Source organism: Mycobacterium sp., from assembly GCF_035570115.1.
In the GTDB taxonomy this organism is placed as follows: domain Bacteria; phylum Actinomycetota; class Actinomycetes; order Mycobacteriales; family Mycobacteriaceae; genus Mycobacterium.
In genome coordinates this window covers 1-24,982 of sequence record NZ_DATMLH010000149.1, presented here as the reverse complement: position 1 = coordinate 24,982, position 24,982 = coordinate 1, and the positions used below count along the sequence as shown (strand labels likewise).

31 protein-coding genes and 2 pseudogenes are annotated in these 24,982 nt (G+C 63.7%); 20 read left to right on the top strand and 13 right to left on the bottom strand.

The features are described from left to right. Positions 1-552: 552 nt before the first annotated feature. The 5 genes and pseudogenes from VNW74_RS14495 to VNW74_RS14475 all read left to right on the top strand — a co-directional run. On the top strand, positions 553-1,128 hold the full coding sequence (locus tag VNW74_RS14495; RefSeq protein ID WP_325677937.1) for a VOC family protein: 576 nt from the start codon (positions 553-555) through the stop codon (positions 1,126-1,128). 81 nt (positions 1,129-1,209) lie between these two features. Further along, on the top strand, positions 1,210-1,749 hold the full coding sequence (locus VNW74_RS14490) for a carboxymuconolactone decarboxylase family protein (protein WP_325677935.1): 540 nt from the start codon (positions 1,210-1,212) through the stop codon (positions 1,747-1,749). A 200-nt stretch (positions 1,750-1,949) separates the two neighbouring features. Beyond that, entirely contained in the window at positions 1,950-2,762 is an 813-nt protein-coding gene (locus VNW74_RS14485; RefSeq protein WP_325677933.1) for a VOC family protein, read from the top strand. 8 nt (positions 2,763-2,770) lie between these two features. Beyond that, positions 2,771-3,417 (top strand): annotated as a pseudogene (locus VNW74_RS14480) (FAD-binding protein); the annotation flags it as partial. Positions 3,418-3,695: 278 nt separating this feature from the next. Beyond that, positions 3,696-3,902 (top strand): annotated as a pseudogene (locus VNW74_RS14475) (helix-turn-helix domain-containing protein); the annotation flags it as partial. 84 nt (positions 3,903-3,986) lie between these two features. Here the strand turns inward: VNW74_RS14475 and VNW74_RS14470 are convergent. Then, on the bottom strand, positions 3,987-4,247 hold the full coding sequence (locus VNW74_RS14470; RefSeq protein ID WP_325677931.1) for a hypothetical protein: 261 nt from the start codon (positions 4,245-4,247) through the stop codon (positions 3,987-3,989). An 8-nt stretch (positions 4,248-4,255) separates the two neighbouring features. Between VNW74_RS14470 and VNW74_RS14465 the strand changes: the two genes are divergently transcribed. Continuing rightward, entirely contained in the window at positions 4,256-4,708 is a 453-nt protein-coding gene (locus VNW74_RS14465; protein WP_325677996.1) for a thiamine pyrophosphate-dependent enzyme, read from the top strand. Positions 4,709-4,800: 92 nt separating this feature from the next. Next, positions 4,801-4,995 (top strand): hypothetical protein, encoded by a 195-nt coding sequence (locus VNW74_RS14460; RefSeq protein WP_325677929.1) that lies wholly within the window; start codon positions 4,801-4,803, stop codon positions 4,993-4,995. Positions 4,996-5,827: 832 nt separating this feature from the next. Here VNW74_RS14460 and VNW74_RS14455 read toward each other — a convergent pair. Both VNW74_RS14455 and VNW74_RS14450 read right to left on the bottom strand, forming a co-directional pair. Further along, positions 5,828-6,340, bottom strand: a complete 513-nt coding sequence (locus VNW74_RS14455) for a DNA starvation/stationary phase protection protein (protein ID WP_325677927.1) — start codon at positions 6,338-6,340, stop codon at positions 5,828-5,830. Positions 6,341-6,539: 199 nt separating this feature from the next. Beyond that, positions 6,540-7,004 (bottom strand): MarR family winged helix-turn-helix transcriptional regulator, encoded by a 465-nt coding sequence (locus tag VNW74_RS14450; protein WP_325677925.1) that lies wholly within the window; start codon positions 7,002-7,004, stop codon positions 6,540-6,542. Positions 7,005-7,093: 89 nt separating this feature from the next. On the opposite strand from VNW74_RS14450, the gene VNW74_RS14445 reads away from it, so the two are divergent. From VNW74_RS14445 to VNW74_RS14420, 6 genes are all read left to right on the top strand, one after another. Then, positions 7,094-7,678: an NAD(P)H-dependent oxidoreductase gene (locus VNW74_RS14445; protein ID WP_414686685.1), complete on the top strand. Its 585-nt coding sequence runs from the start codon at positions 7,094-7,096 to the stop codon at positions 7,676-7,678. An 83-nt stretch (positions 7,679-7,761) separates the two neighbouring features. Then, positions 7,762-8,208, top strand: a complete 447-nt coding sequence (locus VNW74_RS14440) for a cupin domain-containing protein (protein WP_325677923.1) — start codon at positions 7,762-7,764, stop codon at positions 8,206-8,208. After that, positions 8,205-9,059, top strand: coding sequence for an NAD(P)-dependent oxidoreductase (locus VNW74_RS14435; RefSeq protein WP_325677921.1), 855 nt, complete (start codon positions 8,205-8,207; stop codon positions 9,057-9,059). Before VNW74_RS14440 ends, VNW74_RS14435 begins: the two co-directional genes overlap by 4 nt. A 51-nt stretch (positions 9,060-9,110) precedes the next feature. After that, the gene (locus tag VNW74_RS14430; RefSeq protein WP_414686684.1) at positions 9,111-9,272 is read left to right on the top strand and encodes a hypothetical protein; all 162 of its coding nucleotides are present in this window, start codon (positions 9,111-9,113) and stop codon (positions 9,270-9,272) included. 35 nt (positions 9,273-9,307) lie between these two features. Then, positions 9,308-10,249: a zinc-dependent alcohol dehydrogenase gene (locus VNW74_RS14425; RefSeq protein ID WP_325677992.1), complete on the top strand. Its 942-nt coding sequence runs from the start codon at positions 9,308-9,310 to the stop codon at positions 10,247-10,249. Further along, entirely contained in the window at positions 10,239-10,481 is a 243-nt protein-coding gene (locus tag VNW74_RS14420) for a hypothetical protein (protein WP_325677919.1), read from the top strand. The genes VNW74_RS14425 and VNW74_RS14420 overlap by 11 nt, the downstream gene beginning before the upstream one ends. Positions 10,482-10,593: 112 nt before the next feature. Here VNW74_RS14420 and VNW74_RS14415 read toward each other — a convergent pair whose 3' ends face one another. Then, a complete protein-coding gene (locus VNW74_RS14415; RefSeq protein WP_325677917.1) occupies positions 10,594-11,004 on the bottom strand; it encodes a hypothetical protein in 411 nt (136 codons plus the stop codon). A 220-nt stretch (positions 11,005-11,224) separates the two neighbouring features. Between VNW74_RS14415 and VNW74_RS14410 the strand changes: the two genes are divergently transcribed. From VNW74_RS14410 to VNW74_RS14400, 3 genes are all read left to right on the top strand, one after another. Next, complete coding sequence (locus VNW74_RS14410; RefSeq protein ID WP_325677915.1) at positions 11,225-11,803, top strand: NAD(P)H-dependent oxidoreductase; 579 nt, start codon at positions 11,225-11,227, stop codon at positions 11,801-11,803. Positions 11,804-11,856: 53 nt separating this feature from the next. Beyond that, entirely contained in the window at positions 11,857-13,068 is a 1,212-nt protein-coding gene (locus VNW74_RS14405; protein WP_414686686.1) for a PPE family protein, read from the top strand. A 240-nt stretch (positions 13,069-13,308) separates the two neighbouring features. After that, positions 13,309-13,608 carry a PE family protein gene (locus VNW74_RS14400; protein WP_325677911.1) on the top strand — a complete coding sequence of 100 codons (300 nt, stop codon included), beginning with the start codon at positions 13,309-13,311 and terminating at the stop codon, positions 13,606-13,608. Between the two features lie 335 nt (positions 13,609-13,943). Here VNW74_RS14400 and VNW74_RS14395 read toward each other — a convergent pair whose 3' ends face one another. After that, positions 13,944-14,381, bottom strand: a complete 438-nt coding sequence (locus VNW74_RS14395) for an acyl-CoA thioesterase (RefSeq protein ID WP_325677991.1) — start codon at positions 14,379-14,381, stop codon at positions 13,944-13,946. A gap of 45 nt (positions 14,382-14,426) precedes the next feature. Continuing rightward, on the bottom strand, positions 14,427-14,573 hold the full coding sequence (locus VNW74_RS14390) for a hypothetical protein (protein ID WP_325677909.1): 147 nt from the start codon (positions 14,571-14,573) through the stop codon (positions 14,427-14,429). 131 nt (positions 14,574-14,704) lie between these two features. Between VNW74_RS14390 and VNW74_RS14385 the strand changes: the two genes are divergently transcribed. Continuing rightward, complete coding sequence (locus VNW74_RS14385; protein ID WP_325677907.1) at positions 14,705-15,811, top strand: alpha/beta fold hydrolase; 1,107 nt, start codon at positions 14,705-14,707, stop codon at positions 15,809-15,811. Between the two features lie 278 nt (positions 15,812-16,089). On the opposite strand, the gene VNW74_RS14380 is transcribed toward VNW74_RS14385, so the two are convergent. The 5 genes from VNW74_RS14380 to VNW74_RS14360 form a co-directional block, all read right to left on the bottom strand. Then, positions 16,090-17,586: an aldehyde dehydrogenase family protein gene (locus tag VNW74_RS14380; RefSeq protein ID WP_325677905.1), complete on the bottom strand. Its 1,497-nt coding sequence runs from the start codon at positions 17,584-17,586 to the stop codon at positions 16,090-16,092. Between the two features lie 29 nt (positions 17,587-17,615). Then, the gene (locus VNW74_RS14375; RefSeq protein WP_325677903.1) at positions 17,616-19,022 is read right to left on the bottom strand and encodes an NAD-dependent succinate-semialdehyde dehydrogenase; all 1,407 of its coding nucleotides are present in this window, start codon (positions 19,020-19,022) and stop codon (positions 17,616-17,618) included. A gap of 99 nt (positions 19,023-19,121) precedes the next feature. Further along, positions 19,122-19,853 (bottom strand): transglutaminase family protein, encoded by a 732-nt coding sequence (locus tag VNW74_RS14370; RefSeq protein ID WP_325677989.1) that lies wholly within the window; start codon positions 19,851-19,853, stop codon positions 19,122-19,124. 55 nt (positions 19,854-19,908) lie between these two features. Further along, positions 19,909-20,946, bottom strand: coding sequence for an LLM class flavin-dependent oxidoreductase (locus VNW74_RS14365; protein ID WP_325677901.1), 1,038 nt, complete (start codon positions 20,944-20,946; stop codon positions 19,909-19,911). Positions 20,947-20,954: 8 nt separating this feature from the next. Beyond that, positions 20,955-21,767 (bottom strand): GntR family transcriptional regulator, encoded by an 813-nt coding sequence (locus VNW74_RS14360; protein WP_325677899.1) that lies wholly within the window; start codon positions 21,765-21,767, stop codon positions 20,955-20,957. Positions 21,768-21,947: 180 nt separating this feature from the next. On the opposite strand from VNW74_RS14360, the gene VNW74_RS14355 reads away from it, so the two are divergent. Continuing rightward, positions 21,948-22,247, top strand: a complete 300-nt coding sequence (locus tag VNW74_RS14355; protein ID WP_325677897.1) for a putative quinol monooxygenase — start codon at positions 21,948-21,950, stop codon at positions 22,245-22,247. Positions 22,248-22,300: 53 nt separating this feature from the next. Here the strand turns inward: VNW74_RS14355 and VNW74_RS14350 are convergent, their stop codons facing one another. Then, positions 22,301-22,861, bottom strand: a complete 561-nt coding sequence (locus VNW74_RS14350) for a MarR family winged helix-turn-helix transcriptional regulator (protein WP_325677895.1) — start codon at positions 22,859-22,861, stop codon at positions 22,301-22,303. A gap of 76 nt (positions 22,862-22,937) precedes the next feature. Then, positions 22,938-23,600, bottom strand: a complete 663-nt coding sequence (locus tag VNW74_RS14345; RefSeq protein ID WP_325677893.1) for a TetR/AcrR family transcriptional regulator — start codon at positions 23,598-23,600, stop codon at positions 22,938-22,940. Between the two features lie 77 nt (positions 23,601-23,677). Here VNW74_RS14345 and VNW74_RS14340 point away from each other — a divergent pair, with 77 nt between their 5' ends. Then, entirely contained in the window at positions 23,678-24,121 is a 444-nt protein-coding gene (locus VNW74_RS14340) for a nitroreductase family deazaflavin-dependent oxidoreductase (protein ID WP_325677891.1), read from the top strand. A gap of 453 nt (positions 24,122-24,574) precedes the next feature. Then, positions 24,575-24,982 (top strand): pyridoxamine 5'-phosphate oxidase family protein (locus tag VNW74_RS14335; protein WP_325677889.1); only part of this gene is annotated, 408 nt, incomplete at its 3' end.

The window sequence follows — 24,982 nt, the reverse complement described above, 5'->3', positions numbered from 1 at the left end:
CGCGGCTCCCGCCTCGCGATCACCGCGAACGACCTCGACGCCGCCGAGACGGACCATCGTGTGACGGCCGCAGAGGGCGCCTAACCGCTTCTGCCCGCTGCGGCCGCTCTCCTCGGACGGGTCGCAGAACTGACGCTCGATACCTGCCCAGCTCAGGTCTAGGGCGACTCAGATCGCCCGGCTCGCCGGCGACGGCCTGCCCAACCCCGAAATCGCTGCCCCGCTCTTCAGTGGGCGCGAACTGTCGACGAGCTGCTGCGCCACGTCTCAACAAGCTCGCCTTCAGCTCTCGCAACAACACCGTGTCGTCCGCGTCACCTCCGACGCGAAGGGCCGCCACACATCCGACAGCGCAGCGGCTCTGTGGCAGGGGAGCCGGCTAGGGAGTTCCACGGACGCGAACGTGGGCGTCCCAGGCGCATCGTTTCGGGTGTGCCGCTCGACCGCTAACTATTGGGACGAATGGACGCCGTCGGCGAACGGTTCGTCGATGATCGGCTAAGGATGCCGGATCCCATCGGTCCGACAGGCGGCAATCCTTATCCGAAATGAGTGGAGAAGGGGTTACTGATGGCGAAATTCATTAGTGAAATCCGTCAAATGGGCTACGTAGTACCCGATGTCGAAGCGGCGATTAACTACTGGATCAACGAGCTGGGCGTCGGGCCGTGGTATTACGCCCCAAAGATGATCGCATCCGACTACATCTACCGCGGCGACACGGGCTACGACCCGGTCGTGTCGGTAGGGTTGGCAAATTTGGACGCCATGCAAATCGAACTCATCCAGCCGCGAGACGACATCCCGACACTGTACCGAGACTTCTTGAATGCCGGCCTCGCCGGAGTTCAACACTTTGCCTATTGGACCGAGGACTTCGACGCTGATGCGGCCCGGGCAAAAGAAAATGGGTTCAGCCCAGCAGCGAGCGGGGTGATCGGCCCGCACGGCCGATTCGTCTATTTCGAGAAGAACATCAGCGATCCGGGTTGTCACCCTGGAACCGTGATCGAACTATCTGAGGTAATAGGCCCCAAAGGCCGCTTCTTCAAACTGATCCGTGAGTCGGCGGCTGGCTGGGATGGAGCTGATCCGATCCGCGCTTTCCCTGATCTAAGCAAGTTCTAACTGTCTAAGGGGTGTGCCCGGCGCAATTAAGTGCCAGCCAACACTTTTCCGTCGATCGATCAAATGAGGAATCGTACTGTTATGACTGACTTCCCGTACCCGTGTCTTACTCCTGAGGACGAGGCAATATTCAAATTATTCCCCATCAACTTGACGAGGATGATGCTACACACTCAGGGCGTTACCCTTCCCTATCTGAAATTTTCCGGAGCGTTCCGGAAAGCGAAGATTTCACCGATGGTGCGCGAGCGGGTGATCGTCCGGGTTGGGGCTGCAACCGGCTGCGAGTACGAACTCCTGCAGCATCACCCCGAAGTGCTCCGTACGGGGACCAGCGAGGCGCTGTTCAGTTCAATCACGGACCCGTCCTTCCATGACTTCGACGATCCAGCGCTAGCGGCGCTCATGGCATATGTGGATTCCGTAGTGCACGATCTCGGCGCGAGGGAAGAGACGTTATCTGCACTGCGGGAGCACTTTCCGGACAATGAAGTCGCTGAAATCACGCTGCTTGCTGCCCAGTACCTGATGACTGCGGTGTTTATCGCGTCGTTGGGCGTGCCGCTTGATGCCGCACCCCCCGACTGGTCTGCTGCCGAAGTCACGATGAAGGACGCGTAATTCCCAGCGGCTGATCGATTTTCGGATTGATCGGAAGGTTGACCATGTCAGTCTTCTCCTGCTTCTCGTTGCGACTGCCTCAGCGATTCTGACCAGATGAGCGGCGCAACCTGCTCCCCGACCTCGTGGGGCGGCTTCCCGGCCAGGGGGTTCTACGGCGGCCGTTGCCGAACCATCCACCAATTAACGAAAGATTTGTCGTGCCAACGGAAACCGAATACGTGCAGGGCACCCCGAACTGGGTCGACCTGCAGACCGCCGATCAGTCCGCCGCCAAGGAGTTCTACGCATCTTTGTTGGGGTGGAGTTACGACGACAGCCCGATGCCCGGTGGCGGCGTGTATTCCGTGGCGACGCTGAACGGGAAGACAGTGGCGGCCATCGCGCCGATGCCGCCGGGTGCCCCGCAAGGGGGGCCGCCGATGTGGAACACCTACATCGCGGTGGACGACGTCGATGTGACGGCTGAGTTGGTTACACCGGCTGGCGGCCAGGTGCTGATGCCGGCCTTCGACGTGGGGGATGCCGGCAGGATGGCCTTCGTCGCCGATCCGACCGGCGCCGTTGCAGGGCTGTGGCAGGCCAACCGGCACATCGGCGCCACGCTGGTCAACGAGCCCGGCGCACTCTTTTGGAACGAATTGGTCACGGACAAACCGGATGCGGCGCTGGCGTTCTATGAAGCCGTGCTCGGCGTGACCCACTCAAGCGTGGCGGCGGCTCCGGGCCAGACGTACCACATGCTAAAGGTCGGGGGGCACGATGTCGGCGGCTGTACGGAACCGCCGATGCCCGACGTGCCCAACCATTGGCGCATCTACTTCGCGGTGGACGATGCGGACGCCACGGCGGCCAAGGCAGCCGGGGAGGGCGGGCAGGTCGTCGTGAAGCCGTTCGACGTCCCTTGGGCCCGGCTGGTGGGGCGCGGGGGCGCGTCGGTTGGGCGCAGTGCCGTCTTGGCCGACCCGCAAGGTGCCGCCTTCAGCGTGGTGACGCTGCCACCGCCGCAGTAGACCAAGGCATCGAAAAGGAGTCCGCGCTGTCGGGATCCGAGCAGAACCCCGACATCACCAGCAAGAACCGGCGCGCCGTTATCCAGGAACGCGTCCTGGGCAAGGGCGCACCCGCCCCGGTCGAGGCGTTCAAACAACACGGCGCGGACTTCGTGGTCGCCGACACCCTCGAGGAACTCATCGCGGGCATGAACAACCTAACCGACGCACCGCTTCTCGACCCCGGTGCCGTGCGCGCCCAGATCGAAGCCCGCGACCTGCAGATGGCTAACCCGTTCAGCAAGGACGCTCAAGTCCAGGGCATCCACAAGTCGCGGCGCTACCTGGCGGACCGCCTCGCTCGCACCGCCGCTCCGCACCGCATCCTCGATCCCGCCGTCGGGCCGCTCATCGGCGTCAAACTGCACATCCTGACCCGCAAAAGCCTCGGAGGCATCAAACCGATTTGTCCTCTCGCGCGCTCGGGGTCAACGGCCAACCCATCGACGGGCTGTACGCCGCCGGGGAGGTCGCCGGCTTCGGCGGCGGCGGCGTCCACGGATACCACTCGCTGGAAGGGACGTTCCTTGGCGGCTGCCTCTTCTCGGGACGCATCGCCGGCAGAGCAGCAGCAGCGGCCTTGGGACATCACGGCGCCAGCAGCCCAAGCCCGTAAGCGATCGCCCTGAAAGCCGCTGTTGCTAACTCACACTGGGAAACTCAGCTACTGGTATGGGCGCCGAGCATGCGGCGCGGCCGGGTGACACCGAAGAGGTGTTTCTCGACAGTCGAACTCCTGCCAGCTCTCTTTTCGTGCACCGCAACATGATTCGGCACCAGCTCACCCGCTTTCCCGCCGAACTCACCAACGAGCCAGATAACCGCAGTTGCGAAGATCCATCGATATCGGAGGTTATCCACGAGGGAGCCGAAGTGCTCGACCAGGAAACCGGGTTCGCTGAACGAGCCGCGCGCGAGTTGCGTGCCACCGGCGAGCGTGTAGGCAAACGCACCACCGATACCCCCGACCAGCTCACCGCCCGGGAGACCCAGATCGCCCGGCTGGCCGGCGAGGGCCTGTCCAACCCGGAAATCGCTGCCCAACTGTTCATGAGCCCGCGCACTGTCGAACATCACCTGCACAAACTCCCAAACCATTAGCCCAATTTCCCGGGCCGAACCCAAGGGCCGCCACACACATCCGGCAGCGCAGCGGCTGTGTCGAATACGCCGACGGTGTCGGGTTTAGAGGCCGAGCGCCGCGGCCAGTTCGACCAGATCGTCGACGCTCAGCTCCCAGTCCTGGCTGGGCTGCGGCGGGCCGGCGCGATTCGGCCCGTATTCCAGTGGCCGGCGCACGAAGACCGTCTTCAGCCCGCAGTCCCGCGCCGCCGCCAGGTCGCTGGTGTGCGCCGCGACCAGACAGACCTCGCTGCGAGGTTGGTTTCTGCGGGTGGCCAACACGCGAAGTTGCTTACGGGGGCGAATCTTGAGCTTGTTGAACACCGGACGGACTGTTCTCGCACCTGTCGGCCGCTGGCGGTGGGCTGGGTTTCGGGCTGCCCGCTGCGGTGGGCGCCCAACTTGCCGCCCCCGACCGGCCCGTGGTCGCGCTGATGGGCGATGGGTCCATGCACTATGCGATCACGGCGCTGTGGACCGCGGCGCGCTACCAGATTCCGGTCACCATCGTGGTTGCCTCCAACGCCGAATACGGCGTGGTGAAAGAGTTCGCGGGCTGGGAGAAGACCCCCGGTGTTCCCGGTCTGGACATCCCCGGCCTCGACATTGTCGCCACCGCCGCCAGCTACGGCGTCGACGCACATGAGGCGCACAGCACCGACGACGTGAGCAAACTGGTCGAAGCCGGCATGGCCGATCGCGACCGACCCACTCTCATCAACGCCCGGACAACCCCAGTCAACTCCTACAACGCACGCGTGAACGCCGCGGATGCCGCACGGTAGTCGCACTGTCAACACCGGAGCACTCTTCCTGAGCGCCCAGCCCGGATTACGACGAAACAGTGAGTGTTCCAACATCAACGAGGAGATTCTCAATGACCACCAATTGTGGTAACCAAGAGATCTTGGCACTAATTGAGGTTTGCACTCCAGATGTCGGCACGCCCTTTAACCACGGACGCTCGCGACTATTTGGCCGCATTCGTCAGGGATTCGGCAACAACGCAGTACACAGCGACTTCAGTAACGCCCGGCAACCGTCGGTCGATGCCGAGGTCGAGTTCCGTTGAGCCTGAACCATATTCGGCATGACGATCACGTCAGGCTGCGACCGGTGAGACGGCGTCAACACGGCGGGCACGTTGAACGGCAGCCGCAAAGTCACGGCGATTGCCAGGGCTGGGTCAATGGTGAAGTCTTAGCAACCAGGCAGTGCGACCCTCACGGATTCCCCGATCTACCCCTTCCCTCAGAGCTGGGCTGCCGGGCGGAGCTGTCTCTCGGCAGCTACAGCTGAGGCCGCCGAACGGGTTCGGGGCGCTGCCGATCGGGTTCCCGTCGGCGCGCACTGGTGCCGCTCCCCCAAGGTAAGCGCTGAGAGCGACAGCAGCACCGATCAATATTTTCGTGATCACTTGGTGGTGTTGAGTAGTCATGTCATGCTCTTTCCTCGAAATAAAGCGGTGGTGAGACTTGATACTGAGAGATGCACTCCGCGAGTCCGAATGCTTCATCGCGGGTAGATTCCGACGTCCGTTGTTCCAGTCGATATAGTCGCGCGCCGGGCAGCCCGCGTCGTCACCGCTGGTACCCATCAGTGCCCCTGACAGCGGGAGTCTTCGGTCCCCAGCTAGCTGCATATCGGTACCTCTGTGCCCGATGTTCCCGTCAACGGGAATGCATGCACGGCCGTGATGCGCCGCCACATGTTCTTTTCCTCGGTGGCGGGTAGGGGTGCAGGTCGGGCCTAGTTCGACTAATTCCAATTTCGTTGAGCGCGGGTCCTCGCTGCAACATGAAGAGCGACAAGTAATCCACAGATCCGGACACTGGGCGCCCCGCGGCGGCGACTTCGGCTGGACCCCAACCGATTCGGGCCAAGCCGAGTCGCCGTATGCCGGGTTAAATCTTGCGGTTCTCGGATTTCATCATCCAGGCGAGCTTCTCCAGCGAGTCGATGACCTCGTGGAGGAGATCGCTCGTGCTGGGGTCGACGGCGTCGACGGCGTCGTGCACATCACGAATGGTGTCGACCGTTGCGTACGTCCGTGCGGTCACCAGATCGACGACATCGCCGGTGTTTACCTCGTTGGCCGGGAACTGCGGCAGGCTCGTCGTTGCCGCGACCGTTTCGGACCGGCCATCGGGAACGGCGTCGAGGGCACGCATCCGCTCGGCGATGGTGTCGCTGGCGTCCCGGGCGGCGTCAACGAGCTCGTCGAGCTGCAGGTGCAGGTCGCGGAAGTTTGAGCCGATGACGTTCCAGTGTGCTTGCTTGCCCTGCAGGTGAAGCTCAACCAGGTCGACCAGCACGCGCTGCAGACTGGCGGCCAGCTCTGGGGACGCCGTGAAGTTGTGGATTTCGTCGGCGTAACGACGATTGCCATGCCGATCGATCTTCTGGGCTGCGGTCATGGTGGGGAATCCTTCCAAGTTGGATGAACTTGCTTGCGTGGACAAGCTTATACTTGCTTGCGTAACCAAGCAACTCCCCTGACGGAGTCCAACCTGTGCCGTCGCTCACAAACAAAGAAGCGGCCTCGACTCAACGAGCCGGCATGGGACCGACGAAGATGACGTCGGGTGGCGAGTCTCGGACGATGGTGGTCTGCGGTCACGCGCTGGGTGCAGATGTGGAATCCTCCGCGGCGGCAATGCGTTCGAGCGCAGTGCCGAGGGCGCGCAGGTCGACACCGTGCAACTGATCCAGCAGGTAATGGCGGACGCAGTTGTGGTGGAGGGGCGTAGCCCGTTGGAGTCGGGCCAGCCCGGCGTCGGTCAAGACCGCGTTGTAGGCACGCGCGTCGTGGGTTGACTGCTCGCGGCGCACAAGGCCGTCGGCTTTCAGCCGCCCGATGGTACGGCTGATCGCACTGAGCGACTGCTGGCAGCGTGCCGCAAGCTCGCTGAGCCCCAGGGTCTGGTCGGGCGCCTGGGACACGAAAAACAACACGATGTAATCGCCGAACGAAAGGCGCTGTTCTCGCTGCAGGTCGGCGTCGAAGCGGCGAAAGAGCGCCGACACCGCCGGGCGCAGCCTATCGATCACTCTCACTTCGTCGTCTGTGAGCGATGTCATCGAGCGGCTTCCTGTCATGCTCCCGACTTTACGCTTGATTGTTCGCGCAAGCAATGATACGTTTGTCGGCGCAAGCAAATTCCAGCGAAATGGAGAGCCCCGTGACCACCCGAATTCTGGCCTTGGTCGGAAGCCTGCGTGCCGGCTCGTACAACAAGCAGCTCGCCGAGGCGGCCGTCAAACATGCACCCGACGGCGTCGACGTCGAGATCTTCGAGAACCTGGCCGACGTGGCCTTCTACAACGAAGACTTCGATCGCCCAGGCGCAGTTGCGGCCGCAGACTGGCTGCGCGTCGAAGTTCAGTCCGCCGACGCGCTGCTACTCGTCACGCCCGAATACAACGGCAGCATCCCGGCCCCGCTCAAGAACGCCATCGATTGGATCTCGCGCCCGCACGGAGCCGGGGTGATCAGCGGAAAGCCGTTGGCTGTTATCGGCGTATCCAATGGCCGCTACGGCGGGGTGTGGGCCCACGACGACGCTCGCAAAGTAGCGAGCATCGCCGGCGCGAGCGTGCTCGATGACGTCACACTGTCGGTGCCGGACGGAGCGACCCGATTCGCGACCACCCACCCCGCGCACGATGACGAGATCGCCGACGCGATGCCCACCATTTTGGCCGCTCTCGCCGCAGCGGTCCCCAACCGTCGACAGCTTGTCCCGGAGTCATGATGAGAAACCATCCGGGCTTGCCGCAAATGGTTGGCGCAGGTCAAGACCAATCGACCGGAATTCACGGATAGGAGTTCATAGCCATGTCAGAAGTCAAACTGCTGGACATCGAGGAGATCGAGCACGAAGTGTTCACCAGGTGGGACATCACCGGCTATCAGGTCAACCGCCACCTGCTCAGCAAGGTTCTCACGGGCACCGAGGGTGTGGTTCTCGACCAGATGACGTTTCCGCCCGGCTTCGTCCATCACATGCATCGGCATCCCTACGCCGACATGGTCATCATCCCGTTGAGCGGGGTGGTGCAGTTTCTCGGCGTGCCAGGCTCCCCCATCGAGGTGGCGCCCGGACATGTCCTTGTGGTCCCGCGCGGGAACTGGCACGAGATCAGCAACGTGGGCAACGTGGACAGCCAGGTCCTGCACTTCTTCACCGGGGTCGGTGCGGTCGACGATATCGGCTACGAGGCCTATGAGAAGCAGGGTCAGGCGGCCCCATCGCCGGGGCACAAGCAAGGGAGCAGCGCATGAGGATAGCGGTGATCGGGCTGGGCAGGATGGGGCGTGCGCTGGCCGAGCGGTTGCTCGAGGAGGGCCACCAGTTAAGCGTGTGGAACCGGACCCCTGGCCGGGCTGGTGCGCTCCAGGAACAAGGAGCCCAGGTCATGGGCTCTGCCGATGACATCGGCGACCCGTGTGATGCCGTGTTCCTGTGCCTGGCCGACGACCAGAGCACCCTCGATGTGGCGGCCCCCAAGGGTCAGGCGCGAGCGAGCTGGGCACAGACCCTGGTGGTCAACACCGGCACGGTGGCTCCCGATGTCATCACTGCTCTGGCGCACGCCTACGGTGAGCGGTTCGTCAACGCGCAGATCATCGGGGCGCCGCAGGCCCTGCGCTCGGGTGCGGCCAAGTTCATCGTCGGCGGCCCGAGATCGGGCCGCGCGGCGCTGCTACCGCTGTGGAAGGCGGTCGCCGGAGCACTCGATGTGGGCGAGGACCCGCAGACCGCAGCGGTCATCAAGCTGTTGCACAACCAGATGCTGCTGGTGCAGCTGGCGGTGATCGCCGAGACCCTACGAGCGGGCCGCGCGGCGGGTGTCGACGACACGACTTTGGCGGCCACCCTGCGCGAATCAGCAATGATGCCGCCGGGTCTGCGCAACCGCATCGACGTCTTCTTCGACCCCGACCACGCCGGTTGGTTCAACACCGTGCAGGGCGCCAAGGATGTGACGCTCTTCTTGGACCTCGCCAAGGGCAGCGGGGCACCGCTGCCCGTCACCGAGGCCGCGCGCGACGCCTACCGGCAAGTGGCTCAGGATGGGTGGGAGACGCACGACATCACCGCCCTGGTCGAGTACGGCCGGCGTTCGCCGTGACTGGCGCCATAGCGAGATCGGCAGATCCGGGTCAGCCTCTCGGATTTCGGCGTGCTCAACGTCGCGTTCCCGTCGATCGGCACTGAGCCGCATGCGTCGGCTTCTGGGCTGCAGTGGGTAATCGACGTCTACCCGCTGGTGCTGGCGTCGCTGCTGCTGCCCGAAGCCACCGCCGACCGATTGGCCGCCGACGGATCCTCCGGATCGGGCTGACAGCCGGGCCGAGACACACGCAAGGAGAAGACGCTGTGAGCCATCAAACCGAGATCGAAACCGACGCCGCGTATCCGCTGCCCGAGCATATGCGGGCCTGGGTACTCGGCGATCCCGGCGAGCTCACCCTGGTGGACAAGCCGATTCCGATACCGGGACGCGCCGAGGTGCTGGTGCGCATCGATGCCGCGGCGATCTGCGCGACAGACCTGGAGATCATCCACCACGGCGCGCCGGCGATCATCGGCGGCGGCGAACCGTTCAACAAGATGTTCACCCCGGGTCACGAATACATGGGCACCGTGGCGGCGCTCGGACCGGGCGTGGACGAGTACCGCATCGGCCAGCGCGTCACCGTGGAGGTCCATGCCGACTGCGGGCAGTGCAAGCGCTGCCGCCAGGGCATGTACACCGCCTGCCTCAACTACGGCCTGAACTACGGTGACGTCGATAAGGGCCATCGCGCCAACGGCTTCACCACCGACGGTGGATTCGCCGAATACGCCGTCAACAACATCAACACCCTTATTCCCCTCCCCGACAGCATGTCCGACGTCGAGGCCACGCTGGTCGTCACGGCAGGCACCGCGATGTACGGGTTCACCGAACTCGGCGGGCTGGTGGCCGGAGACGGTGTCGCCGTGCTTGGGCCGGGACCGATCGGACTGCTCGGCGTCGCTGTGGCCAAGGCACTGGGGGCATCACCGGTCGTTCTGACCGGGACCCGCGACAACCGCCTACAGATCGGTCGCGGGTTGGGCGCGGATCACGTGATCAACGTGCGTAACCAGGATCCCGTCGAAGCGGTACGTCGTATCACTGGCGGCAAGGGGCTGGATTACGTACTGGAGTGCTCTGGCGCCCCCGATGCCGTGAACCAGGCAGCGCGCATGCTCAACCGTGGTGGCCGCATCTGCCTCGCCGCCTTCCCGGCACGAGCCGGCGTCGATCGATGTCGCCCATATCGTGCGCAATAACATCTACGTCTATGGCATCCGCGGCGAGGGCAAAAGTGCCACGCATCGCGCCGAGGCGTTGATGTCGCAGAAACGCTTCGATGCCACAAAGATCCACACCCACACATTCGGCCTGCACGACCTGCCCACGGCGTTGCGCTACTCCCGCGAACACATCGACGATGCGATCAAGGTAGTCGTGACGACGCGCAACGCCGAAGCGTCCGCGGTTGATTCTCATCCTGGACAATGAGTGGTTCAGCCTAAGCTGGCCAACCGATTACGGCGGTATGGGAGTAGGAGCCATCCACCCGCACCTGTTGGTGGGCGAGTTCTTCCCACCCATCGCGCGTGGCGAGATGATCTTAGAGTCTGCACATTTCGCGTTCCATGAGCGTCCGCTCGAAGAAACGCTCGAGGCGACGCTCCGGGTAGTGTCGGCACGCGGGGGGTCGGTGCAAGGCGGCGCCGACAACTCGGATGGCGTCGATCAATTGGTGGGCGATCGTCGTGGGACGCAACGGCACGGCCGCCGCGGCGGAGCTGAACACGACGACGTGGTATCCGTCGGTGCGCTGAAACCCGTTGTTGCGAGGGGTGTCTCGTTTGCTAACGGTGGTCATGGTCGCAGCTACGACATTCTTGACATCCGAGGGGTTCACCGAGGCCGCCTTGACGGCGATGACGGCCTGGCCGTCGCCGGCGACGGGATCAGCGAGCTCGGCGACCTGCAATACATGCGGATCGCCGAAGTGATCAAACCGTAAGGCACGCATAGGATCTCCTCCTTCGGAAGGGTAGGCCGGTCTGCGGCATCGCGAGCTCATAACCCTCCGTGAACGCCGTGGGCAGTGCGGTGATCACCTTGTGCTCCTGAGGGGTCCGTGGGGGCACCCTCTTGCCGCGTGTCGTGCCTGAAGGATACCTCTTGTTTGTGCGCGCAAGCAAGTGTATAGTTGTTGGCGCAAGCAATTAATTGCGGACAGGAGACCCCTAATGAGCATCCGGATTCTCGCCCTGGTCGGCAGCCTGCGCGCCGGCTCCTACAACCGCCAGCTCGCCGAGGCCGCCGTCAAGCACGCCCCCGACGGCACCGACGTCGAGATTTTCGAAGGACTGGCTGAAGTGCCGTTGTACAACGAAGACCTCGACCGGCCAGGTGACGTCCCGGGCCCGGCCCAGTCGCTGCGCGACGCCGTTCAGCGCGCCGATGCGCTGCTGCTGGTCACCCCGGAATACAACGGCAGCATCCCCGCCGGGCTCAAAAATGCCATCGACTGGACCTCACGCCCCTTCCACAGCGGGGCAATCGTCGACAAGCCGGTCGCTGTCGTGGGCACCTCCGGTGGGCGTTACGGCGGGGTGCGGGCGCACGAGGACACCCGCAAAACCGCCCGCGTCGCCGGAGCGCGCGTGCTCGACGACATCGCCCTGTCCGTGCCCCGGGCAGCCGAACGATTCGCCACCACCCACCCGGCAGATGACGACGAAGTCGCCACCGCTATGCCCGAAGCCCTGGCCACGTTGGCCGCGGCCGCCCGAGCCACTACCGAGGCCGCCCCACAGAAGCCATGACGCGTGGCGGCGTTGGTGGCGAAGCGTTCGCGCAAGCAAGGAGGACTGCGGTGCTGGATTTCGGGGCGCTACCGCCGGAGGTCAACTCCGCGCGCATGTATGCCGGACCCGGGTCAGCGCCGATGCTGGCCGCCGCGACGGCCTGGGACGATCTCGCCGAAGACCTGTACTCGACGGCAGCGTCCTACAGTTCGGTGGTCTCAGGGTTGACCAGTGACGCATGGTTGGGGCCGTCATCGGCGTCGATGGCGGCCGCGGCCACTCCCTATCTGGCGTGGATGAGCAGTACTGCCGGGCAGGCCGAGCAGACCGCCAGCCAGGCCCGCGCAGCAGTGGCCGCCTACGAGACGGCGTTTGCGATGACGGTGCCGCCGCCGGTGATCGCGGCGAACCGCACCCTGTTGGCGGCGCTAGTGGCCACCAACATCCTGGGTCAGAACACCCCGGCGATCGTGGCCACCGAGGCCCACTACGCCGAGATGTGGGCCCAAGACGCCGCCGCCATGTACGGCTATGCCGGGTCCTCCGCGAGCGCAACCCAGCTGACACCGTTCACCGCACCGGTGCCCACCACCAATGCGGCCGGGTTGGCCGCGCAATCCGCCGCCGTCACCCATGCCGCCGGCAGCGCCCCCGGCACTTCCGCACAGACCATCATGTCGACGGCCCCGCAGTTGGTCTCCGCCTTGCCCCAGGCGCTGCAGAGCCTCGCATCATCGACATCGACGTCGTCCTCGTCGTCGCTGGTGGACCTACTGGCCAGCTTGGCCCCGGACGCCGGGGTCCTGGCCGGGGGCATCGGCACGGTAGGTGCGGGCGTGGGAAGCGGGGCCGGGTCCGTGGGGATGGTGGACATCGTGCTGGGCATCGTCGGGACGGTGGCGCAGGCGCCGGGGCTCGCTTCCAGCGGCAGCGGGGCCGCAGGATCGGCGTTGCTCGCCACGAGTGGGGGCGCTTCGGGCACCGGTGTGCTGGTGGACCGAATTGGGGCCGCTGCGCCAGCGTCGGCGAACCTCGGCAGGGCAGTCACGGCCGGTGCGTTGTCGGTGCCGCCGAGCTGGACCGCGGCCGCGCCCAGTGCACCGCCCGTCGCGACGGTATCGGACATCACCCTGGCCGCCGAACCGATCTCAACAGGTATGCCGCCGGCCATGTGGAGCGCGCTGCCGATGGCACAGCTGACCGGACGCGGTACTACCCCCCGATACCGGACGCCTCAACGCAACACCCGACCACGCAAAAACGACCGCCCATCATGGTTATGAGCACGCTGACAGGACAGAGCAACCAGTCTGTTGCCACCGCTGACGGCCTCGACGGCTTGGTCGCCAATAGCCGTGTGGAGCCAACTTTGACCGCGACCGCCACGGTCGACAGACAAACCGAAACGCACGTCAGCGGCTACGTGGTGTCGACACAGAATCTGATTCCTTTGTGGAACAGCAAGATTCGGTGCCTCTGCTGCAGATGTCAGCAGGTGAACGATCGAGGGAAGGAGAATCCTGATGTCGTTTGTGACTACACAGCCGCAGATGCTTACAGCGGCGGCAAGTGATTTGCAGACAATTGGCTCCGCCTTGAGTGGCCGCAATGCCACCGCGGCGGGCCCGACGACTGGGGTGATTCCCGCCGCAGCCGACGAGGTTTCGGCGTTGACGGCGGCGCAATTCACCGCGCAAGCGCAGATGTATCAGGCGGTCAGCGCCCAGGCGGGGGCGGTGCATGACATGTTTGTGACCACCCTGGCGGCCAGTGCCAGTTCATATGCGGCTACCGAGGCCGCGAATACGATTGCGGCGAGCTAAATCTCTGCAGCAATCGGTGTCGCGGACGGCGTCGGGCAGAGGCCTGCAGCCAGGAGCGTCAGCGCTGCAGCGCGCGGCCAGGCATCCCTGGGCAATCCGCCGCAATTGGTGACGGACCAGTGCCATGCTCGGCGGCCGAGGCGAGTCTTTGTGCGACCAGGTCACTGGCGTCAACTGGAGGCGACCAGCCGGTAAGCGGCGGCACGGCTGATTCCCAGCAGCTGCGCCGCGTGTGGCACCGCAAGCACCAACGGAAGTTCATTCCGCACGTTGATTCCCGAAATATGTTCTTGCACTTCGTGACCGATGGCCCTGAGGGGGACCAGCGCCAATTATTACGTGGACTCCTGGAAATGTTTGCGCTGGGCTTCGCGGCGTCGCTGCGCGGCGTGGAATCGTTTGACGGTGACCGGGTCTTTCGGTTGCAGGGCAGGGATTTCGACGGGGCGACCGTCGCTGTCGACGGCGACCATCGTGAAGTAGCAGCTGTTGGTGTGTCGGCGTGTTCCACGTTGGATATCGACAGTATCAACCCGGATTCCGATCTCCATTGATGTTCTGCCGGTGTAGTTGACAGCGGCGGAGAAGGTCACCAGATCACCGACGTGGATGGCTTCGCGGAACAGCACCCGGTCGACAGACAGGGTGACGACATAGCCGCGGGCGTACGTGCTGGCACAGGCGAAAGCGACCTGGTCGAGGATCTTGAGGATCCCGCCGCCGTGCACGTTGCCGGAAAAGTTGGCTATATCGGGCGTCATGAGAACCGTCATGCTCACGGTGGTCTGGCGATCGTTTGTGGCCGCGTTCTTGTTCACTTAGTCCTCCTCGTCGAGCAACCGGTCGGCGAGCGCGCGGCCCATCCTGCCCAGTCCGATGACCGTTATCCGCATGCGCTGGGCCCTTGCCGATCGGCGTCGAATTGTCGCATCAACCATGAACTCCGTGTCCAGTGCGCTGATCACCTTGTGCCCCTGCGCGGTCCGTGGGTGCACCCTACTTGCCGCGTGTCGTCCCTCAAGGATACCTCTTGTTTGTCCGCGCAAGCAAGTATATTATTGTTGGCGCAAGCAATTATTTGGCTAGGAGACCCCAAATGAGCATCCGGATTCTCGCCTTGGTCGGCAGCCTGCGCGCCGCCTCCTACAACCGCCAACTCGCCGAGGCCGGCGTCAAGCACGCGCCCGACGGCACCGACAGCGCGATGATGGGCGACCGCCCCGGAGTTCGGCTTCCTGGCATCAAACGAACGGTAAGGACAAGCGACGGCGTGTCACTGTCAGTCCGCGAGTACGGATCTCGAGACGCCGCCCATACCGTCGTCCTTCTCCACGGGCTCTGCTTGAACAAAAACTCCTGGAACATCCAGATCGGTCACCTGCGTCGTCAATACGGTGACAGCGTCCGGATCATCAGCTACGACCACCGCGGCCACGGCGACTCCGGGGCCGCACCGATGCACACCTACCACATCGACCGGCTGGCCGCCGACCTCGCCGATGTGCTCGTATCCCTCGGCGTCAGAGGCCCCCTCACGCTTGCCGGACATTCCATGGGCGGCATGGCGGCTCTGGCCTACCTGGGTCGCCCCGCCGGCCAGCGACCTGTCCAACCCGTTGGGCTCATCCTCGTCGCCACCGCGGCGGGCAAACTCGCCGAGCGCGGCCTGGGCCGGCTCCTGGCCAACCCCGCCACAGACATCTTCTACGAACTCGCAGACCACGCACCGCGCGCCGTCGCAGACCGTGTCCTTCGTGCACTTGCCCGGCCGGTATGCGGAGCCGTTGTCAGATATGGCGGATACGGTACAGCGAGCCGGGACGCGCTTGTCGCGGTGTCGGCTGCGACCGTCAACGCCACCCCAGTTGCAACGAAAGCCGGCTTTCTGCGCGCTCTACGCCACTACGACCAGTATCGGACTCTGAGTTCCATCACAGCCACGACAGTGGTCATCAGTGGTGGCGCGGACAGGCTCACCCCGCCGTCGCATGCCCACGACCTGGCACTCGGTATCCCCGGGGCGATGCGCGTACACCGGCCCACCGCCGGTCACATGCTCTTGGATGAGGCGCCGCACGTGATCAGCAACGCCATCATCGGCGTTATCGGTGCGCACCGGACCGGCGCAATGAAACGCCGTGTCATGCGTAATTACGACAAATCGGTGTCGCGCCAGCCGCTCGCATCCCAGGAAGCCGGCTAGCTTTGCGTGGTGGGGGCGAAGTCCACAATCAGACCAACTCGGGTTTCATGCTGCGGTAAGCGCCGTGTGAATGATTGCGGCTTCGGTCAAGTTGCCGCCAGACGTTCGCCAGTTCGCTGCGGTTGGGGCTCGTTGCGCTGTTCACCCGCGCGGTTTCGCTCTCGAGCGAATCACATTGGTCGATATGCCCTTTCGGAGCATTTCAGGACGGGTGCTGTCCCCGTGTCGACACGCCGACCGGGTTGTCACACCCAGAGGCTCCCCTACCGAAAGCTCGGTCAGACCTCGAAGCGGGATTTGAATCGTTCGAGGCCGACGGTGATGCTTTTGGCCTGGGTGTATTCATGGATGGCTTCACCGCCGTGCTCGCGACCGATTCCGCTCATCTTGTAGCCGCCGAACGGAATCTCGGACTGATAGCCATACGAGTTGATAAAGACGTTGCCCGATTCCAAGGCATTGGCGATTTTTGTGCTTTTCCGAATATCGTTGGACCAGACGTAGCTCGCGAGCCCATAGTCGGAATCGTTCGCCATCGCCACGGCATCAGCGAGCTCGCGGTAAGCCATTGCGCAGAGGACCGGACCGAACAATTCGTCGCGCGCCACCGACATCCGCGGCGTCACGTCCGTGAGTATCGTCGGCGGAAGGAAATTCCCTTTCTCGAGGCCCGGCTGTCGGACCTTGTCTCCACCGCAGTAGACGTTCGCGCCATCGGCCCGCGCTTTGTCGATTTTTTCGATGATGTCGGTTAGACGTTCCGAAGACATCAGTGGCCCGAGCTGGGTGCGAGCGTCCAGTGGATTCCCCATCGGGATTTTTGCTGCCTTCGCGGCAAGGTCCGCGATGAATTTGTCATGCATGCTGGCGGGCACAAACAAGCGGGTGCCGGCAAAGCACACCTCCGCTTTGCGCGCGAACGCTTGCGTCAGGACGCCGTCGATGGCCTCGTTCCAGTCGACGTCTTCACAAACGATGATGGGTCCTTTGCCGCCAAGCTCGAGAACGGCCGGCGTCACCGTGTGCACCGCCTGTTGAAGAATTTCGTGCCCGCCTTCCGTTCCGCCGGTGAAGATGATCTTGCGGACCTGAGGATGCTCGACGATCGCCTTGCCGACTGTTCGGCCGCTGCCCGTGATGATGTTGACGGAGCCCGGCGGAAATCCGGCTTCTTGCACGGTCTTTGCGAATCTCAAAACGCTGAGCGGCGCGACGACGGAGGGTTTGACGACCATGGTGTTTCCGCAGGCGACGGCTGCGGCGAAGCCGCGGGCCATGAGTTTGAGCGGCGTGTTCCACGGAACGATCTGGCCGATGACGCCGTACGGCTCCCGCCGGACGTAGTTGAATCGGGGCCCAAGATCTTGGTAGAGACCCTCGATCTTGCCGGCAAACCCGGCATAGTATTCCAAATGCTGCGCCGAGGTGGCGACCTCCATCCTGGTCTCTCGGATGGGAATCCCGGTGTCGACGGCTTCCAGGGTTGCGAATATTTCAAGGTCGCGGCGCAGCAGTTCGGCGAGTCGATACAGCAGCGTTCCGCGATCGCGGCCCGTAAGCGACTGCCACGCTGGTGATTTGAAGGACGTCGCTGCGGCCTCAATCGCATTCTGGACTTGCGCCTCGCTCGCGGGCACGACACGGCAGATCTCTTCGTTGTCGAAGGGGTTCGTAACCGAGATCGCGTTTGTCCCGGAGCCCGGCTGAAACCGCCCGCTGATGTAAAGCTCGGTCGTGACGAGTTGTTTGATTTCCGACAGTGGCATGATTTTCATTGGTCATTTTTCCTTGTTCAATTGAAGTGCTATTCCGATAAGTGGGGTGTCCGCGGGTCGGGCGAGGGACCGATCCACACCGTTTTGACGTTGGTGAACTCGCGCGGGCCGAAGGTGCCGAGCTCGCGGCCGTAGCCGCTGCGTTTGATGCCGCCAAAGGGGATACGCGGGTCGGACGTCACGATGTCGTTGACGAACACCGCGCCGGCTTCGAGCTGGGGAATCAGCGTGGCTGCACGCTCCAGATCCGAGGTCCACAAGCTCGCCCCGAGACCGAATTCCGTCGCGTTGGCCACCTCGACCGCACTACTGGCGTCCGGGACGCCCATGATCGCGGCGACAGGACCGAACGTCTCCTCGGCGCTAACCGCCATCCCCGGGGTTACGTCATCGAGGACCGCGGGGTTGAAGAAGTACCCAGGCCCTTCCAGCGGTGTTCCCCCGGTGATCAACCGCGCCCCGGCCGACACACTGCGCTCAACCTGACCTGTCAGCGACTGCCTGATGCTCGCTTTGGCCAGCGGCCCCACCAGGGTGCTCTCGAGCATGGGGTCGCCTACCGTCAGCTTCGCGACGCCGGCGGCGAACGCTTCGGTGAACTCGCTGCGGATCGCGTCTTCGACGATGAACCGTTTGGCGGCGATACAGCTCTGCCCGGCATTGTGGTTACGCGCGGAGACGGCGGCGGCCGCGGCGGCGGCGACGTCGGCGTCCGCCAGCACGATGAACGGATCAGAGCCGCCGAGTTCGAGCACTTGGCGCTTGAGGTGACGGCCCGCGGTGGCGGCCACCAGCTGCCCGACCTGCGTTGACGCCGTCAGCGTGATTGCGTGGATTCGGTCGTCGGCGATGAGGTCGGCGACCTGTTCGGTGCCCACCAGCAGGGTGGTGAACAGGCCGGGTGGGCACACCTGATCAATGATCTCGGCGATGTCGAGTGCGCATTGCGGCACGTTGTCCGCGTGTTTGAGCACGATCCCGTTGCCGGCCAGAAGTGTCGGAGGGGCAAGCCGGAAGACTTGCCACAGTGGGAAGTTCCAGGGCATGACTGCCAACACCAGCCCCAGTGGCTCGTAGGACACATAGGACCGCTTGGCCGAGGTGGACACCGGCTGGTCGGCGAGCATCGCCGGCCCGTGCTCGGCGTAGAACTCGCAGCACCACGCACTTTTATCGACTTCGGCCAGCGACTCCAGGAGCGGTTTGCCCATCTCCTGGGTGATGTGCAGGGCGAGTCGCTCCCTGTTGGCGCGCAGCGCGTCCGCCATGGCAAACAGGCTTTTCGCCCGCTCGCTGATCGGCAGTGCCCGCCACGTCTGCGCGGCGGTCGCCGCACAGCCCAGGGCGCGGTCGACGTTTCGGGCCGGGGTTGGCTCGAAGGTGGCATTGATTTCTTCGGTGGCGGGGTTAATCGAAACTATCTGTGAGACCGACATGGAGCCCTCCTTGAGGTCCGGTAGGTGATTGCAGAAAAATTGGATTGAAAAAAGGTGATCGACGCTTGCGGAGGCAGTTAAAAGAACTGCCGCTGATAATCATTGAACTGCCCGGCGTGCTACGTCTTCGAGCTGCGGGCCCGCCCAGAGATCGTCGTCGTCGGCAATTTTCTTACGACCTTCAGGCGAGTTCAGCGTTTCGAGAACTGTACGCGCAAGTTCCTCGTACCATTGCCCGACTTCCGGCGGGTAATCGGCGTAGCTGCCATTCTCGCGGAGAATTGGGCCTTCGATGGTATGGATGTCGGTGATCCCGTCGAATTCCTGCGTGTAAGGTTTGCCGAGCCGTGCGGCCGTCGGCGCGTCGATTGTTGCGTCGAGCTTGATCCAGCGGCCGTTCAGGAAGGCTTCCCCCAGCGAGTGCCAAGGCAACGGTCGACCGCGTTTGCCGCCCCAGAGTGCGCGAACCTCCGGTGAGAGGAACTCCTTTTCGGGAGAGTCGAGCGTCTGGAATGCGACGCGTGCGGGCACGCCCGCGGCCCGTGACAACGCCACGAATGAGCTGGCCTTACCCATGCAGAAGGCGACGCCGTGCTCGAGGACGGCGCTGGCCGAGCGCTGGCCGGCCGCCAGATAGCGGAAGGACTCGAGAACGTCGTACCGAAGATCGCGGACATAGAGGTAGATCGCCCTGATCCGCTCGACATCGGACTCCGCGCCGTGTGTGAGTTTGTCCGCGAGCGCGGCCACTAACGGGTGGTCCGCGTCGAGGTATTCGGTAGATTCCAGGTAGGAATCGGCGTTGTCGGTCAAGCTGTTTTTGGCATGCATCACAGAACTAATCCTTACTTATTGGCTACCTAGTTAAAATGATGAGAGCGATTCATCAGCTTCGGATAGCAGCTCCCCGGAATGCCGTAAGGACCTTTTCGCCAACGGTATGTATAAGCTCCGATTGTGCAACATGCGGAATCGTGAACAGGAATGTGTCCACTCCGGATTCGTAATACTCATTGATCCGCTCGATGCACTTATCCGCGGGGCCGACGATCAGACCCGGATCTGGAATTGCCGAGAACTCCGCTCTGATCTGGGCTTCCTGTTCGGCGGAATGGGTCGGTGCGAGCAACGCGGTCAGTGAAAATCGTAGTGTCGAGGGATCACGTTCAACTGAGGCGCAAGCCTGCGCAAGGAAATCTTTGCGCTGCCTCACTTTCTCGGGCGACCAAAACCGGATGTTGATTCCCTGCGCAGACCGGGCGGCAATCCGGTGCACCCGGTCCCCCTCCCCTCCGACCCATAGCGGTGGATGTGGCTTCTGGAAGGGCGGTGGATCACAGACGGCGCCGTCCAGCGTGTAGAACCGGCCCGAGTACACCGGGTTGGGCTGCGTCCAGATCGCCTTGATCACCTCCAGCGCCTCACCGAAAGCGGAGACTCGATCCCCCACCGGCGCGAACGGGATTCCGTACGCTTCGAATTCGCGCTGAAACCAGCCGGCGCCCAACCCGAGGTCCAAGCGCCCCTCGGAGATGACGTCCAACGTGGCTGCCATCTTGGCCAGTACTGAGGGATGACGGTAGGAGTTACACAGCACGCTGGTCCCGAGGCGGATATTTGCCGTGTCGCGGGCGAGCGCGCTCAGCGCTGTCCATGCCTCTAGTAAAGGCGTCGACGCCGGCCGCGTTCCCTTTTGGCGCTGACCATCGCCGCCAATGCCGGCGTCCTGGGCGTAGTCGTCGGGACTCAACGTCAGGAAGTGATCGCACACCCAGGCTGAACTGAAGCCGTAGCTTTCGGCGATGTTGGCTACCCGGACCATCTCGGGATATTCGCTGATCGCGAGTCCGTGTGTCACCAGCGCAAGAATCAACCCGAAATGCGGGCCATCGTGTTGGGACTGGTCGTCGTTGTATTCGGTCATCGGACTACCTACCTTTCGGTCATTCCGGCCTGCCGCCCAGGCATCGTCCGAGGCAGCGTGACGGAGAATTCGTATCGCTCGGGACGGTGGTGGAAGACCACGACCTCCAGCGGGTTGCCCTTGTCGGTGTAACTCGTGCGCCGCAGCACCAGAACGGGTGCGCCTACCGACAACCCCAGTGCTGCAGCGATTTCCGAGGAGGCGCCCGCGGCGTGAATCTCGTGGGTGGCCGAGCCAATGCGCACTCCGAGTCGTTGTTCCCACATCGTGTACGTCGTCTCGGTCGCGGGCTCTGCCGACAGCAGCGGCTCGACGGCATCGTCGGGCAGATCTGCCGGCAGATACGCGGTCACAATCGCCATCGGCTGATCGTTCTCGGTGTAGCGCCGCTGGATCCGCAGGACTTCCGAACGCCCCAGAGTGGCGCCCACCCGTTCCGGTGCTGGGACGACTTCATGGGACAGCACCTCGACGTGGGGCGTCACTCCCCGGCTCACGAGGACTTCGGTGATGGTTCGGACGCCGGACTCCAACTCCTGTTTGACCGATTCAGCCACGAATGTGCCCAAGCCCTGACGTCGGATTAGCCAGCCCTCGTCTTCGAGAATCCCGACCGCGGCGCGCACGGTTACCCGGCTCAACCCCGAACGCTCGATCAACTCTTGTTCGGTCGGCAGCCGACTGCCCGGCGGGAGCCGCTGCTCCAGGATTTGCGCTTTCAACAGTTTCGCGAGCTGGGCGGTCGCCGGCACACTTCCGCGGGAGACGCGCAGGTCAGCATCCGCGAGGTCAAATCGAGGGGAATCCTTGTCAGACGTCATGAAACGTATTACATCGCATCCGAGAGCCATCCCGGATGCCTGTCGATCGCCCACCACCTCGGCTAACCCACCTCGAGTGGCCCCGGTGGTCGGAAGCTTGACAGTCGTCATAATACGTATTAAAACGTCTAGTAGACCACTTGTCAAAGTGACCTCACCCACTCATCAGGAGAGTTACTCGTGTCCCACCCCGTAGGCGTTATCGCCCGATTCGCCCCCCTCCCCGAAAAGCGCTCTGATCTGCGCGCCCTCCTCGAAGGCATGGTCGGTCCTACCCGATCCGAGCCGGGATGCCACAGCTACAACCTCTACGAAGTGCCCGTTGACGGCGACCTGGTGCTGATCGAGCGCTACGACGACCCGGCCGCCCTCGAACACCACCGCACGACCGAGCACTACCTCAACTACCGCGCCCAACTGGGCCCGCTACTGGCCAGCCCCATCTCCGTCGCCGTGCTCGCGCCCCTCGATGAGGCCTAGCGATTCACTCCCCCGCACGGAAGCCGCAGAGCGGATGGGAAGCGCAATCCCGTTCAGGGCGTGATGTATCGCCCCACCGGGGTGTCTGGTGATGGTTGATCGGGGACTGCATGCGGGTCTCCGCTGGCGGCGGCCGCGATGCGTTCGAAGGCATTGCCGATGGCTTTGAGGTCCACACCATTGAGGTGATCGAATAGGTGGCGACGCAGGCTAGCGAAGTGGGTTGGGACGGCTTGCTCCAATCGGGTGAGCCCGGCATCGGTGAGCACAGCGTTGTAGGCGCGGGCGTCCTGGGAGGACTGCTCACGGCGGACCAAGCCCTGCGCCTCCATCCGCCCGACGGTACGGCTAATTGCGCTCAAGGACTGCTGGCAGCGCCGAGCCAGTTCGCTGAGCCCTAAGGTGCGGTCGGGAGCCTCGGATAAAAACATCAACGCGACGAATTCGGCGTGCGACATGCGATGCTCGCGCTGCAAGTCAGCATCGAGTTGCCGCATCATGGTCACAAAACCCGGGTGCAGGGCGCGAATCACCTTGAATTCACCCGCGCTAAGCGGGATCACCCCTCCGGCCTTCGTACTTCGTGCTCTCTTGCTGCCGGGCTTAGCTGCCATGAGTTTCACCATACGTAGTATCTGCTCGCGCGAGCAAGTAAAGCATCGCCGTCGCCACGGCGACCACGCCCGCTCGTCAGCCGGCGGCTAATCCCGGCAGCAGGATGGCAACCAATCCGTTGGCGTGAGCGTCGATCCACGTGGGGCTCTTCGGATCCTGGCCGGTGAGAAGGCGGACTTCGGGGGCGTTCACGTACGGCAGCGATGCCGCGCCGATGAGCACGTAGTACAGGATCTCGCTGTCGATAGGTGCAGCAACCCCGGCGTCCCGAAGGATCTGCCACGCCGGCCTAATGGCATCAAAGACCGGCTTCACGTGGGTCTCGGTCATCCATGTCAACCGGTCGCTGGCCGCCGTGCCCTCGTGGACCATGATCTGGTTGAGTTCGGGATGCTCGGCGGCGAATCGCACGAACCGCCGGATCCCCTCGGCAAACGCAGTAGCAAGCGCCGCGACATCAATCCCGGTGAGCTTCGTAGGTATCACGCCATCCAACGCCTTAGCCCAGAGCCCGAAGAGGTGATCCACCGCGGCCATCCACAACGCCGCTTTCGACTCGAAGTGGTAGTTGATCTGCGGCTGGTGCGCTTGAACACGCATCGCGATCGTCCGCGTCGATGCACCGTCGAAGCCCTTGGCGCCGAACTCGACCAGGGCCGACTCCAGCAGTGCCTCGCGGATATTGGTCCTATTCCGGCGCAGGCGCACTGTGTTCGGGGCTTGGATCTTGCGTTGCATCGTTAAGAGTGTACAGCTATTATCATCCGATAATATGAGGGAGTGATAACGATTCGTCAATGGCCTTGGAGGCTGAAATGAGTGGCACCCTTTTTGGACGTGCCAGCGATGTGGTCGTTCGCAAACTGTTGCGGTCGCCGTTGCACGGACTGCTGAGCCAACGATTGCTGATCATCACTGTGACCGGCCGCAAGACCGGCCGTCGTTACTCCAATCCGGTCGGATATGCCCAGCATGACGGTGCCCTGTTGGTCGGCAGCGTCGCAGGCTGGCGACGCAACCTCCGTCCGGGCGAGCTGGTTCCGGTCCGTCTGCGTGGAGCCGACGTCCTGGCCGAAGCCGAGGTGATCACCGACGAGGAGCGCGCGGCCGAGTTCTATCGGATGATCCTCCCCCGTAACCCCGTGCACGCTCGCTACGCCGGAATTCACACCGACCCGGACGGACAACCGAACCGTGCCGACCTTCGCCGCGCCTTATCCGCAGGGGCTGCTGTCATCCGGCTGACCGTGCGCGACTGAGTGGCGGCACGACCGGCGGCCGACAGCCCACCACGGACCGGCGGTCGTCTGCGTATCGCCTAGTTGGTATGGGCAAGGTCTTCCTGACAATGCTTTACCTGCGGTTTCGATACGCCTAAACAGCAGCGCGGCTTGCCATTTCAGCGCTCCGCTTCGGCGTCGGCCCAGTTCAAGCAGACGTGAGTGCCACCGTTCGTCCTGGCGCATGGTGGCATTCACGTGTCCACCCAGCGGCGGGGACGGTCGAACAACACGCCACCCGGCGACTGCGTCTTGGCCGCTAGGCCCAGCCGCCTTTCACGCCGACCGGCCGCAACCGTCGACAACGCCCCAGCCGCACCGCCGGTGTCCTCGCCCGGCGCAGGCGCACCTTCTTCGGCGTCGGGGTCTTGCGTTCCGTCGTTCGAAGTGTACTCTTATTATCACTCGATAATAACGCTGGAAGGCCAGACCATGAGTACTGCTCCCCAAACCACGAACCATGACCACGATCGCGCTTCGGCGCGGCTGTTGCCGCTGTCGAAGGATCCGTTTCAGGCGCCAACGGACCGCGACATGCTGCCCTCTGAGCGGCGGGAATTCGTCCGGACCCACCGGACCTGTGTATTCGGCTACGGCCGCAAATCGGACGGTCCGGCGATGTCGATCGTCTACTACGTGCCCGACGACAACGACGACCTGCTGGTGGCGACCATGGGTGAACGCGCCAAGGCCAAAGCGGTGGCCCGCAACGGCAAAGTCAGCCTCTGCGTACTCGACGAGACCTGGCCGTTCGCCTACCTGCAGGTCTATTGCGACGCCGTGATCGACGACGACGAGGAAACCCTGATCGACGTGATGATGGCGGTGGCTGAACGCATG

Excerpts from the sequence above, each read along its gene's own strand:
- VNW74_RS14490 (WP_325677935.1), top strand. The coding sequence starts at position 1,210 with ATGACTGACTTCCCGTACCCGTGTCTTACTCCTGAGGACGAGGCAATA.
- VNW74_RS14460 (WP_325677929.1), top strand. The coding sequence starts at position 4,801 with ATGACCACCAATTGTGGTAACCAAGAGATCTTGGCACTAATTGAGGTT.
- VNW74_RS14455 (WP_325677927.1), bottom strand. The coding sequence starts at position 6,340 with ATGACCGCAGCCCAGAAGATCGATCGGCATGGCAATCGTCGTTACGCC.
- VNW74_RS14450 (WP_325677925.1), bottom strand. The coding sequence starts at position 7,004 with ATGACATCGCTCACAGACGACGAAGTGAGAGTGATCGATAGGCTGCGC.
- VNW74_RS14445 (WP_414686685.1), top strand. The coding sequence starts at position 7,094 with ATGGAGAGCCCCGTGACCACCCGAATTCTGGCCTTGGTCGGAAGCCTG.
- VNW74_RS14440 (WP_325677923.1), top strand. The coding sequence starts at position 7,762 with ATGTCAGAAGTCAAACTGCTGGACATCGAGGAGATCGAGCACGAAGTG.
- VNW74_RS14435 (WP_325677921.1), top strand. The coding sequence starts at position 8,205 with ATGAGGATAGCGGTGATCGGGCTGGGCAGGATGGGGCGTGCGCTGGCC.
- VNW74_RS14415 (WP_325677917.1), bottom strand. The coding sequence starts at position 11,004 with ATGCGTGCCTTACGGTTTGATCACTTCGGCGATCCGCATGTATTGCAG.
- VNW74_RS14410 (WP_325677915.1), top strand. The coding sequence starts at position 11,225 with ATGAGCATCCGGATTCTCGCCCTGGTCGGCAGCCTGCGCGCCGGCTCC.
- VNW74_RS14400 (WP_325677911.1), top strand. The coding sequence starts at position 13,309 with ATGTCGTTTGTGACTACACAGCCGCAGATGCTTACAGCGGCGGCAAGT.
- VNW74_RS14395 (WP_325677991.1), bottom strand. The coding sequence starts at position 14,381 with ATGACGGTTCTCATGACGCCCGATATAGCCAACTTTTCCGGCAACGTG.
- VNW74_RS14385 (WP_325677907.1), top strand. The coding sequence starts at position 14,705 with ATGAGCATCCGGATTCTCGCCTTGGTCGGCAGCCTGCGCGCCGCCTCC.
- VNW74_RS14380 (WP_325677905.1), bottom strand. The coding sequence starts at position 17,586 with ATGAAAATCATGCCACTGTCGGAAATCAAACAACTCGTCACGACCGAG.
- VNW74_RS14375 (WP_325677903.1), bottom strand. The coding sequence starts at position 19,022 with ATGTCGGTCTCACAGATAGTTTCGATTAACCCCGCCACCGAAGAAATC.
- VNW74_RS14370 (WP_325677989.1), bottom strand. The coding sequence starts at position 19,853 with ATGCATGCCAAAAACAGCTTGACCGACAACGCCGATTCCTACCTGGAA.
- VNW74_RS14365 (WP_325677901.1), bottom strand. The coding sequence starts at position 20,946 with ATGACCGAATACAACGACGACCAGTCCCAACACGATGGCCCGCATTTC.
- VNW74_RS14360 (WP_325677899.1), bottom strand. The coding sequence starts at position 21,767 with ATGACGTCTGACAAGGATTCCCCTCGATTTGACCTCGCGGATGCTGAC.
- VNW74_RS14350 (WP_325677895.1), bottom strand. The coding sequence starts at position 22,861 with ATGGCAGCTAAGCCCGGCAGCAAGAGAGCACGAAGTACGAAGGCCGGA.
- VNW74_RS14345 (WP_325677893.1), bottom strand. The coding sequence starts at position 23,600 with ATGCAACGCAAGATCCAAGCCCCGAACACAGTGCGCCTGCGCCGGAAT.
- VNW74_RS14340 (WP_325677891.1), top strand. The coding sequence starts at position 23,678 with ATGAGTGGCACCCTTTTTGGACGTGCCAGCGATGTGGTCGTTCGCAAA.